This is a genomic window from Vallitalea guaymasensis, from assembly GCF_018141425.1.
In the GTDB taxonomy this organism is placed as follows: Bacteria; Bacillota; Clostridia; order Lachnospirales; family Vallitaleaceae; genus Vallitalea; species Vallitalea guaymasensis.
Genome location: NZ_CP058561.1, coordinates 3,151,015 through 3,165,246, shown reverse-complemented (window position 1 = coordinate 3,165,246; position 14,232 = coordinate 3,151,015). Strand labels below are relative to the sequence as shown.

General features: G+C 30.8%; 11 protein-coding genes. 5 read left to right on the top strand and 6 right to left on the bottom strand.

Annotation, left to right across the window (positions count from 1 at the left end; translation table 11 throughout):
• Positions 1 to 272: 272 nt before the first annotated feature.
• Positions 273 to 1,685, bottom strand: a complete 1,413-nt coding sequence (locus tag HYG85_RS13735; RefSeq protein ID WP_212690145.1) for a sulfatase family protein — start codon at positions 1,683 to 1,685, stop codon at positions 273 to 275.
• A gap of 175 nt (positions 1,686 to 1,860) precedes the next feature.
• Here HYG85_RS13735 and HYG85_RS13730 point away from each other — a divergent pair, with 175 nt between their 5' ends.
• The gene (locus HYG85_RS13730; RefSeq protein ID WP_212690144.1) at positions 1,861 to 3,318 is read left to right on the top strand and encodes a DDE-type integrase/transposase/recombinase; all 1,458 of its coding nucleotides are present in this window, start codon (positions 1,861 to 1,863) and stop codon (positions 3,316 to 3,318) included.
• A gap of 494 nt (positions 3,319 to 3,812) precedes the next feature.
• Here the strand turns inward: HYG85_RS13730 and HYG85_RS13725 are convergent, their stop codons facing one another.
• The gene (locus HYG85_RS13725) at positions 3,813 to 4,859 is read right to left on the bottom strand and encodes a substrate-binding domain-containing protein (protein ID WP_212690143.1); all 1,047 of its coding nucleotides are present in this window, start codon (positions 4,857 to 4,859) and stop codon (positions 3,813 to 3,815) included.
• 457 nt (positions 4,860 to 5,316) lie between these two features.
• Here HYG85_RS13725 and HYG85_RS13720 point away from each other — a divergent pair, with 457 nt between their 5' ends.
• The 4 genes from HYG85_RS13720 to HYG85_RS13705 all read left to right on the top strand — a co-directional run bounded on the left by HYG85_RS13720 (position 5,317) and on the right by HYG85_RS13705 (position 9,974).
• A complete protein-coding gene (locus tag HYG85_RS13720; RefSeq protein WP_330619079.1) occupies positions 5,317 to 6,291 on the top strand; it encodes an ABC transporter permease in 975 nt (324 codons plus the stop codon).
• An 18-nt stretch (positions 6,292 to 6,309) separates the two neighbouring features.
• Positions 6,310 to 7,236 carry a carbohydrate ABC transporter permease gene (locus tag HYG85_RS13715; protein WP_212690141.1) on the top strand — a complete coding sequence of 309 codons (927 nt, stop codon included), beginning with the start codon at positions 6,310 to 6,312 and terminating at the stop codon, positions 7,234 to 7,236.
• 112 nt (positions 7,237 to 7,348) lie between these two features.
• Positions 7,349 to 8,824, top strand: coding sequence for an ABC transporter substrate-binding protein (locus HYG85_RS13710; protein WP_212690140.1), 1,476 nt, complete (start codon positions 7,349 to 7,351; stop codon positions 8,822 to 8,824).
• Between the two features lie 160 nt (positions 8,825 to 8,984).
• Positions 8,985 to 9,974, top strand: coding sequence for a glycoside hydrolase family 130 protein (locus tag HYG85_RS13705; protein ID WP_212690139.1), 990 nt, complete (start codon positions 8,985 to 8,987; stop codon positions 9,972 to 9,974).
• A gap of 184 nt (positions 9,975 to 10,158) precedes the next feature.
• Here HYG85_RS13705 and HYG85_RS13700 read toward each other — a convergent pair whose 3' ends face one another.
• From HYG85_RS13700 to HYG85_RS13685, 4 genes are all read right to left on the bottom strand, one after another.
• On the bottom strand, positions 10,159 to 11,544 hold the full coding sequence (locus HYG85_RS13700) for a DUF2812 domain-containing protein (RefSeq protein WP_212690138.1): 1,386 nt from the start codon (positions 11,542 to 11,544) through the stop codon (positions 10,159 to 10,161).
• Positions 11,537 to 11,860 carry a PadR family transcriptional regulator gene (locus tag HYG85_RS13695; RefSeq protein ID WP_113674101.1) on the bottom strand — a complete coding sequence of 108 codons (324 nt, stop codon included), beginning with the start codon at positions 11,858 to 11,860 and terminating at the stop codon, positions 11,537 to 11,539. Before HYG85_RS13695 ends, HYG85_RS13700 begins: the two co-directional genes overlap by 8 nt.
• Positions 11,861 to 12,053: 193 nt before the next feature.
• Positions 12,054 to 13,202, bottom strand: a complete 1,149-nt coding sequence (locus HYG85_RS13690; RefSeq protein WP_212690137.1) for an exo-beta-N-acetylmuramidase NamZ family protein — start codon at positions 13,200 to 13,202, stop codon at positions 12,054 to 12,056.
• Positions 13,203 to 13,221: 19 nt separating this feature from the next.
• On the bottom strand, positions 13,222 to 14,115 hold the full coding sequence (locus HYG85_RS13685; RefSeq protein WP_212690136.1) for an N-acetylglucosamine kinase: 894 nt from the start codon (positions 14,113 to 14,115) through the stop codon (positions 13,222 to 13,224).
• Between the last annotated feature and the right edge of the window lie 117 nt (positions 14,116 to 14,232).

The following is a 14,232-nucleotide window of genomic DNA, read 5'->3' as shown; positions in this document are numbered from 1 at the left end:
TTAGTTAACATATAATATATTTTATACTTATTATAAATCAAGCTAAAGCTATTAATGTTTTATGATAACTTTAGCTTAGTTTTTTATTAATTTAAAAAAAATATATAAGTTCATCTTTGCCCCATTTTATGACTTTATATATCAATAAAATTATCTTGCTCAAAAACTTAACTTCTTACCTTATTTAGTTGCGTTTATAATGATATCCAAGTATTGTATAAAAATATTAATATTTACACCTAAGCTATTATTTAAAAACCAACCTATTTTTTCTATTTTAATCTTTCCGAATAATCCAGTACAGCATTAGGTCCAGTGTGATTTTCCATACCAGGCTTATGCTGTCTATATTTCTTATCGTATTCACTCTTAAGGCTAAAGAAATTATCATTAGTCTTCTCTATGTGATTCTTAAGCTTATCCCTATATTGTTCTAGAATATGTTTATATTCTGATTTCACAGCTAGATTTATATTTTCTAATCTATCATTTTTCATATCAAACAACTCTTCGCTGTTATCTTCTCGATATACCGTATATTTATAATCCTTATCAAGGTACATCCTACCTGGAACTATGTAACCATCATATTCATCATACCATTGAGCACTTACATATTCGTTATCTGCAGTATCACTCTCTCCGATAATCTGTTTATATTGACTTATACCCTCTTCCTTCTTATAAGTTGTTATGCCTGCATAATCAGCTAGTGTTGGATATATATCAAGAAGTGAAACCAATCCATCAACCTTTCTATTTCCCTTTACATTATTCCCTGAAAAAATAAGAGGAACCCTATTAGTTTCTTCATAGAAAGCACCATACTTTGTAACCAAACGGTGAGATGCCATTCCTTCACCATGATCTGCAAACAATACTATCATAGTGTCATCTTTCTTTCCTGATTCTTCTAGAGCTTTCAGTATCTTACCTATCTGTTTATCCACAACACCGATGTAATGGTAATAGGCATATAGATAGTGTCTAAAATCATCTTCTCCCCAATGAATTGTCTGGCTCTGACGTCTATGACTACAGCACATATATTGTATAAATTCTGGACGATTAAGTGCATCATCAAAATTATAATTATCTGGTAACTGAGGCAACTCATCTTCATTAATACCAAAGTCCTTATGTCCTAATTCGTTTTCACCAATATATGAACATATGTTATGTGGATTTTGCAAATCTGCAACTGCTAAAAATGGATTATCAGAAGCCTCTTCTTTTAGATAATGAATCATTTTTCTAGTTGTATCTTCATCGTAAAATGTCTCGTAATTAACCGTTATAGCAGGATTATCTCTTTCACTCTTTATCTGCTCATAATCCATTATTTTAAAACCTCGCAAAGCTCCATAGTCATGTCTTTTACCTATATGTACACAATCATAACCATTTTTACTGAATAGATCTCCTAGTGTTTCAATCTCTGTAGAGAATGTATCAAACCCTTGATCAGGTAAATTACTAAGAACCTTCGTTTGATGTGGATATTTAGAACTCCAAAAAGATGCCCTTGCAGGTTGGCATAAAGGACAGGATGTATAAGCATTCTCAAATGTAACACCATTATCAGATAAACTATCAATGTTCGGCGCCTTAACATAATCATTGCCATATGCTTTAAGTGCAGTAGCACTTAATTGGTCACAAATAATCATTAATATATTTTTCATTTCTCTTCTCCTCTTTGCTTCATGGTAGTGTAAAGTTTAACACTACACTATTTGTTTAAATTCTTTATTTATCAAGGGTTTCACAGTTTTTTGCAATAAAATAACAATGACCCCCTATTTTCAGTTATAATTGAAGTTCCAACACACCAAAAATTCCTGAAAGGATGTCATTGCTATGCCTTCAATTATAACTTATTTACTTAATATAATTCAATACCAAAATCAACAAATTTCTTGGTTACTTCTTTTCATCTCTAAATTTATTCCTCTTAAGCAATGGGCTTTTGATGATGCTCATTCACCTAAGTATCAGAAATTCAAGACCGATAAACTACCTATTATTAAACGCTTTGTTAAACAAGATTGGCAATTTTTGACTGAATACTATCTTCTTCGTTATGGTAAACCTTTAAAACCTGTTAGGACTCAAAAAGGTAAAATCCGTAATGTTCCTAACGATACCATTTGCCCTTTATGTGGTGCTCCACAGCAATATATTTACGATAATAATGGTGGTAAAGGCCAATTTAAGTGTAAAGTTTGCCAAAAAACTTTTGTTACGGGTGAACAAGTTTCTTCTCCTCTTGTTCTTAAATGCCCTTATTGCAATCATTCTCTTGTTGCAAAAAAAGATAGGAAACATTTTAATGTACATAAGTGCATTAATAATAAGTGCTCTTATTATATATCCAATGTGAGTAAATTACCTAATGACGTAAAACATTCTGATCGCTATAAGTATAAACTACGCTATATCTACCGTGAATTCTCTGTAGATTTTTTTGCTATGGATTTGGATTCTCTTCCTAAAAATGCTTCTTCTTTTAAATTCCGTAGTAAAAGTGCTTATATCATGGGACTTTGTTTGTCTTATCATGTAAACCTTGGACTATCTTTAAGAAAAACTGCTCAGGCTTTAAAAGACATTCATTGTATTGATATCTCTCATACTATGGTTGCTAACTATGCTCATTCCGCTGCTACTCTTATTAAACCTTTTGTTGATAATTATAATTACAACCATTTCTCTACTATGATAGCTGATGAAACTTATATCAAAGTCCGTGGTATCAAAGGTTATGTTTGGTTCATTATGGATGCTGTTTCTCGTTCTATCCTTGGTTACAGGGTATCTGATAATCGTGGCGTAGGTCCTTGTATCCTTGCTATGCGTATGGCTTTTCGCAATCTTAAAAAGCTTCCTGATAAATTTCGTTTTATTGCTGATGGCTATAGCGCTTATCCTTTAGCTTCTCAACAATTCGCTCTCCGTGAGAAAGATCCTCTTAAGTTTGATATCACTCAGGTAATAGGTCTTTCCAATGATGACGAAGTTTCTAAAAAGTTTCGCCCATTCAAGCAGATTGTAGAACGCCTTAACCGAACTTTTAAAGCTTCTTATCGTATAACCAATGGTTACGATAATTATGATGGTGCTAATTATGCCTTGTCTTTATGGGTAGCTTATTACAATTTCCTACGTCCCCATAAAGTTACTTGCTATAAAAAGCCTTTGAATAGGGTTAATTTGCTCTCCAAAGCTGATAACATGCCTGGAAAATGGCAACTCCTTATATACCTTGGTCAAAAAACCATTCTTCATTTACAAGAGCAACAATCTATCTGTTCTTAGATTTTGAACCAGAGGCACTGATACAGCCATCCCGCAGGGACATGCCCTTGATAGCATCATTAAACAATGCTACAATGCCATGATTACGACGGGATAGGTCTATCTGCTCTTGAGTTTTTCACCGTCGGCACCATTTTTAAGCATTGTTTAATGGTGCTGTCAAGGGTGGCGTAAGTTACCAAGAGCTATTTCTGTTACCTTTTTTTCTTTTAAGGCTTAATTATTTTTTGTTTTTGTTTTTCATAGGCTACTTTACACTACCTGCTTCATTAACATGCTGTAATTATTATTTTTAAAATGAAATAAATATTTCTAAATTAATTATATACAAAATATAACAAAAGATAAATCTTTAATTTTCAACTTATATGCTTTTTCATTGTATTACAATGTTGAAAAATCAAAACCTAACCAAAAGACTATAACATTATCAGCAATTAAAAAAACGGTCATTCAACACAATAATAGTGTATGAATGACCTGGTGTGGTTTGTTTAAAAATCTGTAGATTTCTTAAAAAGAATCTTAGGTTGAATGTTAATTGTTTCAGTAGGATAGTCAGGATGTTCTATTCTATATAACAGCTGTCTGACAAGCCTCTCTCCCAATGCAGCGTTTCTCACTTGAACAGTAGTCAAATCTCCTGACAGATGAGTATATTCTCTACTATCGTCATACCCAGAGATTGCAATATCCTTAGGAACACTATAGTTATTTCTCTTAAGATAATCCAGTACAAAATTAGCAATGAAATCACTAGCACAAACAAAAGCTTCTGGTAATTTATCAAGTTTAGATAGAAAATCATTTATCTCTTCAGCATATGAATATATCCCTATACTATGAGTAAGGCAAAAATCTTTATTGATGGCTAGATCATTTTTTTCCATTGCTGCAACATAGCCTTCGTATCTAGTATGATTGGTTACAGCATAATTTATATCACCAATGAATCCTATTTCTTTTCTTCCTTTTTTGATAATGTTTTCAGTTATGTTAAATATGGCATGATAACCTTCCAGTAAAACCAAATCTCCAGTAAGCTTTGACACTGGTATTGTTGGTACCATATCCAAAAATACTTTTGGTATTTCAAGATTATTTATCAATGACAATATATTATAATCATATACATTAAGTACGATGGTACCTTGTACTGTTCCATCAACTAAAATATCTGGTAATTTATAATCCTTGCCCACTTTGGTAGGAAGATATGTATACATTAAGTTTATGTTAAGCAACGATAAGGTTTTTGCTATATTATGAATTATATCCATCCAGAAAATTGATGATTCAGGACGACATACAATTACGGAGATAGTTGTTTTTTCTACATTAGAATTATTAGGAATCTCAATATTATAATCCTCTTCGTCATCAGTAGCCCGTAATTTTTCATAGCCTAACTCTCTAGATTTATCTAATATTTTCTTGCGTAACGAATCTGAAACTCCTGGATAGTTGTTGTGGACTTTCCAAACAGTTACACGAGATATATTAAGTTGGTCTGCTATAGTTTGCATTGTTATTTTTTTCATTTATACAGCCCCTATTCAATACGTTATTTAACATATGAATTAATAATCTTTTAACATTATTATATCAAATATGTTCAATATCATGAAATACATTAATACTCATGATATTAATTTTTAGTATTAACAATTACTTTATAGATTATAGCATAATGACAAAAAGAGTACAACAATTGTATCATGTTAATTATTCTATTATTTTACTAAAAAACTAGTCCAGCCCCCATAAATGTTAACATTTTAAGTTAACATTATTTTAACATTTTATTAAAGTAAACGTTAATTAACCCAATAAGTTTAATTTTAATTATTAATTTTATACCTAAAACCCCCTAAAAAATCGTATATTATAAGCATATTCAACAACCAAAAGCTTGAAAATGTTAAAAAACGTTGTATTTTTTTATTAAATATGTTAAAGTATAACTATGATAAAAATATGGAGAGGAGAAAATGGTTTATGGTAATGGTTAAGGGAACAAAGAAACAGAAAAAGCAGAAAAGTATAAAAAGAAAATGGCGAAAAGATGATTTTGAATTAACATTGTTAGCAACTCCTACTTTAATATGGTATATATTATTTAGTTTTCTTCCTATGTTTGGAATAATTATAGCATTTAAAAAATATGTCACATTTCCTGGCAAAGGATTTCTCTATAACTTATTTAATAGTGAATGGGTTGGCTTTGATAATTTTAGATATCTTATTAAGTCAAATACAATATTCGTTTTACTTAGAAATACAATAGGATATAATCTTATCTTCATCATTTTGGGAATTATAGTTCCTGTTACTTTAGCAATTATGATAAGCCTTATATATAGCAAAAGAAAATCTAAAACTTATCAAACCATGATGTTCTTCCCTCATTTCATGTCATGGGTTGTAGTCAGTTATTTCGTATATGCTTTCTTAAGTATGGATAAAGGTGTATTCAATAATGTTTTATCATTATTTGGCAACGATACTATCAAATGGTACATGGAATCTAAATATTGGCCCTACATTCTAATATTTATGCAATTATGGAAAACTGTTGGATACAACATGGTAATCTACTTGGCAAGCATCGCAGGAATAAGTTCACAATTATATGAAGCAGCTGTTATTGACGGTGCTTCTAAATGGCAGCAGATAAAATACATAACTCTTCCATCACTCAAAACAATTGTTATCATGATGTTTATTCTTAATGTTGGTCGTATACTTAATTCGGATTTCGGATTATTCTATCAGATAACAAGAGGTATTCCAGGCTCATTATATAATGTAGCATCTACTCTTGATACATATGTATATACTGCACTTCGTTCCGCTTCTCCAATAGGAATGACTGCAGCAGCAACTTTCTTTCAATCAGTAACCGGCTGTATTACTATTCTACTTGCAAATTGGATTGTACGTAAAATAGATAATGAAAATGCTATCATATAGAATGGAGGATTGAACATTATGTCTAAAAAGAAGCACGAAAAAGAAGAAATACTAAAGTTTAATAGAATTAAAAAATCTTCCAATGTCATATTTAACATTATTTTCATTATAACTTCGATTATAAGTATTGCTCCTATTGTATTCGTATTCATGATATCCATAACATCTGAAAAATCATTAGCAAGATACGGTTATCATTTAATACCAAAAGAATTTTCAATGGATGCATACATGTTTTTATACCAAGAAGCAGATGTTATCCTAAAAGCATTATTCATATCAATTCTAGTTACATGCCTAGGAACTATAATCGGTGTTATCCTTACTACGACAATGGGATATGTATTATCAAGACCTGATTATAAATTAAAAGGATTTTTGACTTGGATAGTGTTTATACCAATGATATTCAACGGTGGAATGATTGCTACTTATGTAGTATATACCAACTTTCTTGGATTAAAGGACTCTATTTGGAGTTTGATATTACCATTAGCAGTTAGCTCTTTCAACGTTATCATATGTAAGACATTCTTTAGAACGACAATACCAGAATCTATTATTGAATCTGCTAGGATAGATGGAGCTTCACAATTTAACATTTTCATCAGTATCGTTTTACCTATATCCAAACCAGTAATAGCTACCATAAGTCTATTCTTAAGCTTTGGATATTGGAATGACTGGTTTTTATCATCTTTATACATAAATGATTCAGACTTGCTTTCCTTGCAGGCATTATTGAATAACATACAAAAGAATATTGAATATCTAGCTAATAATCCTACAGCGGGAGTATCTTTACAACAATATAAAAACCAGATGCCAAAAGAAGGGGTTAGAATGGCTATTGCGATAATAATTGCTTTACCAATCGCTTGTATCTATCCATTCTTCCAAAAATATTTTATAACAGGATTAACTATTGGTGCAGTAAAAGGTTAACAGTGATATATCATATTATATTAGTTGAAACAAAGGCTTCTATAATATTATATATATAATCTAATTATCTAATAGACGAATATGTCTATTTCAAAAAAAGGAGGAAAAACATATGAAAAGAAATAAGTTATTTTTATGGGTAGTATTAATTACAATGCTAGTGACTATTGCAGGTTGTGCAAAAAAGACAGACACGAAAGATAATAATACAGATGGTCAAACTTCACAAGAAGAAAATAACGACAGCAGCAAAGAGAATATTCCAACTCTTAAATGGTACACAGTAGGTAATGGAATGCCAACAAATTATGATAAGTGGCAAAAACATATTAATGAATATTTAGAAGAAAAAATTGGGGCTCATGTTGATGTAAGTGTAATTCCTTGGGGTGAATGGGATGATAAAAAGAGTTTGATCGTCAACTCAGGCGAATACTTTGATATTCTCTTCACCAATGAAGCAAGATATAATACAGAAGTTTCATTAGGTACATTTAAAGATATTTCAGAATTAGTAAAAACAGTTACTCCTGATCTATACAATTATATTCCAAAAGATTACTGGGATGCAGTTTCTGTAGACGGGAAAATATATTCTGTACCAACATATAAAGATAGTTCAGCAACACAATACTTAGTATGGGATACTGCTATGGTTGATAAATATGGTATAGATATTAAAAATCTTAAAACTCTTGACCAGTTAACTGATGTTTTCAGAGAAATAAGAGACGGTGAAAATGTTGCACCTTTCAAATTATATAAAAATGGTTTGGATTATGTATTTTTCAACTATGATACTATGCAAGCAGGTCTACCAACATTAGGAGTTCGTTATGACGATGATAAAAGAACTGTTGTTAACACTTTAGAACAACAAGATATACTTGATGAATTAAGTATATTACATGAGTGGTATAAAGAAGGTATAATCAATGCTGATGCACCAGCACTTGATGAGCAATCTGGATACAGAGTTGCATTTATTGCACAAGGATGGCCATCAGCTGCAAAAACAACATGGGGACCTAATACAGGTATAGAAGCAGAAGCAGTACAATTCACAGATACCATTGTATCAAATACAACAGTTGGTGGTTCACTTAACGGTATTTATTCAGGTACTAAATATCCTGAAAAATGTTTGAAACTTATTGAATTAATGAATAAGGATTCATATGTGAGAGATGCATTCTACTATGGACTTGAAGGTGAAAACTTTGAGTATACTGATGACGGAAAAGTGCATAAGTTCAACTCTGATTGGACAATGGCTGGATATACACAAGGTACTTTCTTCAATGTATCCCAAGAAGATACTAGCTCATTCAACCAATGGGATGAAGTAAAAGAATTAAATGCTAATGCTACTCCTTCAGTTTTAATAGGTTTTAGTTTAAATACATCAAGTATCGAAACAGAATTAGCAGAATGTAGAGCTATATATCTAAAATACAGAAGTGAATTATTAACAGGAGCAAAAGATCCAATGGAATTAACTAAAAAAATAACAGATGAACTGAACGCTGCAGGATTCGAAAAAATAATTACTGAAGCTCAAAAGCAAGTTGATGAATTCAGTAAATAAAACATCCTATTATATGTGACAAATTATTTTAATAATCTTTTATGGCAAGTGTTAAGGTTAAGTCAATAATCTTTTAAAGAAGTCATTATCATTAAAGATTAGAGCTTATAGTTGACCCTTGCCATAAATATTAAATAAATAAAGTAAGGGGGACATACTAATGGCAAAAATTATTGGAAATAGTTTATCTAACATTCCATGGCAGGAAAAACCTGAAGGTTATGAAATGCCTATATGGAGGTATAAAAGTAACCCTATAATCAAACGAAATGCTATACCTTCATCTAATAGTGTATTTAATAGTGCGGTTGTACCATTCAAAGATGGTTATGCAGGTGCTTTTCGCTGTGATAGCAAATCAGTTAGTATGGATATTTTTGCGGGTTTTAGTAAAGATGGTGTTAATTGGGAAATCGAGCATGAACCTATCGTTTTTCAAAGTGACAATACTGAATTATTAAAAAAAGAATTTCGTTATGATCCAAGGATTTGTTTTATAGAAGATAGATATTACATAACTTGGTGTAACGGATATCATGGACCTACAATAGGTATAGGTTATACATTTGATTTCAAGGAATTCTTCCAAATGGAAAATGCATTTCTTCCTTTTAATAGAAACGGTGTACTTTTCCCAAGAATGATTAACGGAAAATATGCTATGCTCAGTAGACCTAGCGACAATGGGCATACACCTTTTGGAGATATTTATTATAGTCAAAGTAATGATTTGGAATATTGGGGTCACCACCGTCATGTTATGGCTACTATACCTGGTAATGATTCAGCTTGGCAGTCTACAAAGATAGGTCCTGGACCAATTCCTATTGAGACAGATGAAGGATGGTTATTGATATATCACGGGGTAATTACTACATGTAATGGATTTGTCTATAGGATGGGTTGTGCATTACTTGATATCAATGAACCATGGAAGGTAAAATACAGATCAAAAGACTATATAATGACACCAACAACAGATTATGAATGCATCGGTGACGTACCAAATGTTATATTCCCATGTGCCGCACTAACAGATGCTGATACTGGAAGGATAGTATTATATTATGGATGTGCGGACACTGTAACAGGTTTGGCTTTCACTACAGTTGATACATTATTGGATTATCTAAAAGCTAACTCACTCTAATAAAAATCACTTATATTTAATAAGAATCTTATATAAAATTTGTAGTTATGAATCATGCTAATATATGAAGATGCAAAGTCCATTGATGTCTCTGCATCTTTATTAAATTTCACCAAACATATTAACCCTAGTTAAGTATTAAATAATAATAAAAAAGCTATCAATTATATATTATAAACACCATTTAAAAACGTAATTTTTGTTTACAAATATTTATTATTTCTTCTTCAGAAAAATCTACGTCGCTATCAAGGATATATATAATATTATCTTTTTGAATGATAATTTCTGATTTATTATTCCATAAATAGTAACCTCTGTCCACTTCCCATAAATCATTATGTAGTCTACTGATATTACTTTCTTCTTCCTTAGCTTTTTCTAAATCACCGTACTCTTTATATTCTAATATTCTCTTTTCTGATCGCTTTTTTTGTTTTTCCATATATCCATCAAAGACATAATCTGCTATACTCTTATTTCTACATTTAATGTATATAGTACTTACAGTCATAATTTCATTCTTGTCAGCTTTTCTTCCAAGGCTTTCATAATAATCTATATATACAGGAACCAATATACTTGATTTTTCATGGGTATGAAACCTTTTTGGCTCATCCATGGTACCAAAATCTGAAAGCTCTAAAACTTTTATTTCTTCAGGAACATCATCATTGTTTTCAAAACTTCTAAAAGTAAGCATGATGCTCATTGTAATACTAGAAGTAAAAATAATAGCAGTTATTATACTAACCGTCAAAACGAATATAATATTATGTTTACGGGTGTTTTTCTTTGTTTTGATTCTTTTATAACAATACCTTCCAACTATAAATGAAACAATGGCAGGAATAAAAGCTATTACTCCCTTAATATTTTTATAACCATCAGTAACAGCTAAAAAAGTGCAAATTATATATACCGCAATCAAACTCCATGTCATTACCGTTAAAACCAACTTGGTTCTATACGATATATAAACCAAATCTTTACCTCTAGCTACATTAATCTTATTTCTTATGAACCAGATTAGTGTTGGAATATACAAAAACAAAATAATCAGTAATAAAAAAGCAGGTGATATTATAACAAATAATGAAATATTACTAAACAAATCACTATAATCAAAGTTTAGTGCTTGAATAAACCCCATAACTAACATTAGAGCTATAACTAGCATACCTATAAAATCTGTTTTTAGAAATATATTCTTAATTATTCTATATTCTTCTTCACTATCAGTATGTATTGGTACGGCATCTACATTCTTCTCTTTATAAAAGATCTGATATAATTCATTACTTGTACAATATTCCCATCCACTATCTTCACATAACTCTCTATAATCTTTTTCTTCCTCATAGTTTGGATAATCAAATGGGGTTGTATGATAAAAAAGACTGACATTAAATGTTATATCTCTGGGAGCAGTTTTCTTGAACACAAGAGTATTCCTCTTAATCTCAGAAAGCATTAACCCCATAGCTGCTTTCTTTTCAAGATATTTCTCTAGAGTTTTATACTCTGTAATAGAAGTGAATCTAATAACTTTCTTGGTGTCTTTACTCATTTTTATCATCTCCCAACATCAAATTGCCATCTGCCACTAACTGTTTTAATCTAATATGTTCTTGTCTTAATAAATCTCTTCCTTTATCTGTTAGTTCATATATCTTTTTACTCTCTTCTGTAGATACTTTCATAACAATATCTTCTTTTTCAAATCTAGATAAAAGTGAATATAAAGTTCCTGCTCCTACCTTCACTCTACCTTCTGTCATTTCTTTTATATTTTTCATTATCCCGTATCCATGAATCGGCTTAATCAAGTTAAGAAGGATATAATACATAGGCTCTGTTAAATTTTGGAGTTGTTTTCTTGCCATTATTAATACCTCCATATATCAAATATAGATATATTATATATCAATATTCGATATATATCAATACTAGATATATTATTACTTCTAATTAGCCATAGCTATTGATTATTATTCAATATATAGAATGAAGCTATCAAAGCATAAAAAAAGAACCTTAATTATAAGGTTCTTAAGCAATGTCATATGGATTATTCCCTTAACGATAAAGATAGTATTTCTTTAGTACTTTATCAAAATCCATAATCTTTTTTCTCTGTTTTTCAATAAATTCTTCTGCATCAAATTCTTTTTTTCTTATTTCATCTGTTCCAAGCAGAAGATCAATGAAATGATGTCCACCTTCTTTGAAAGGTTTTAACCATTCAAATTCTTTGTTGCTATTTTTAATCTCATCCAATAAGTATAAACCTGTCTTAAAAGGTTCAAAACTATTTCTGTCCATTACGTGTATCTGTATTCCTTTGCAGTCCATATCCTTATATTTAGAGAAAGTTGGCTTAAAATACGTTTGTCTGAATTTGACACCTTTCAATCTTTTTTCATTCATGGCATGAATAACTTTTTTAGTGTCAAGCCAAGGTGCCCCTATTATTTCAAAAGGTTTCGTTGTCCCTCTCCCTTCTGAAACATTAGTTCCCTCAAAAACACAGGTACCTATATATACCAATGCAGATTGGATTGTTGGTATATTAGGCGATGGCATGATCCACTGCAGGTCTGTTTCATCATAATACATTTCTCTCTTCCACCCTGTGCAAGGCACAACTGTCAAATCGCAATCAATTTTTTTCTGTTCATTTATAAGTTTAGCAAACTCCCCTATAGTCAAAGCATATCTTGTAGGCATAGAATATTTTCCTACAAAAGATTGAAATCTCTCATCTAATAAAGTTCCCTCAACTTTAGTTCCGCCTAATGGGTTGATTCTATCTAAAACTACAAAAGGTATTCCTTTTTCCCTACACCCTTCCATAGCATATGTCATTGTATATAGATATGTATAAAATCTAGCTCCTACATCTTGGATATCAAATATGACGATATCTATATCTTTTAACATTTCGCTGGAAAGACGCTTATTCTTACCATATAAAGAATATACAGGTATATTGGTATCTTCATCCATATATGATTCAACTTTCGCACCTGCTTGTACATTCCCTCTTACTCCATGTTCTGGAGAATAGAGGCAACAAAGATTATAGTCCCTGTCAATAATATCGATTGTTGCCTCTAAATTCTTATCTACACCTGTTGGATTAGTTATAAGCCCTATTTTTTTACCCTTTAATAAATTATTTATGTTATTAATATTGTCTATTCCGTTTTTAACCTTAATGTTCATTTTTATAACTCCTCCAAGGCTAGATAGAACTCTCTTCAATAAATATGTAATATCCTCCAATAGTAGGAGAACATTGTTTTTCTAGTAATCGTAAATTAGGTAACTCGTTTTTCATTCTATGAATAACAGTATTTCTGACAAGTGGTATCTTCATGATACTTCCTGAAAATGTTACGTAACCATTACTGAAATTCATAGAGTTGTATAAAGTCTTTATTATATCAAACAAATGTTGCCCTGCCCTTACTAAGATGTCTATAGCTGTTTTGTCATTTTTTTCAGCTTCATTCAATATTATAGGAACTATGGAAGCAATTTGCCCTTTTGGAGAATTATAAACAAAGTCAATAAGATATTTTATTTTGTCAATGCCCATATGTTTTAATATCTTATCACTTAGATTACTGAATTCTCTTCTTTCATCTCGCTCTTTTACAATACATCTTATAGCTTCCATTGCAATATGATATCCACTGCCTTTATCATCAATTAAATGTCCCCAGCCACCACATCTTTCTATAATGTTGCCTTTCTTTCCATAACCAATTGAACCTGTTCCAGAAATAAGTAATATTCCATCTTTTCCTTCTAAATAACCATACATAGCTAATTTTGCATCATTAGTTACAATAATTTTTGTATCGTAATATTTACTCAGATAAGATTCTATCTCTTCTAATGCATTGCCTGTTTCAGCACCAGCTGCACCAACTACAATCCCTTTACATTCTGAAGCTGTCAATGAATCCCTACATTCATCTATTCCTGTTTTAATATTCCTAAGAGCTTCTTTCTTATCTACAACAACACTTCCAAAAGAACTAGTTGCACTAGATAGAAGTTTGCCCTCAAGACTGTAAGCTTCACAACTTGTCTTGGTGCCTCCTGCATCAACTCCTATAATATATTGCATATAAATATCACCTTTAATCCTAACACAAGTTATTATTTTGAATATTTCTAGTATATTTATTATATAATATATAGAATCTGATTTCAACCTTTATTTGTATTATATGAAATATTATTT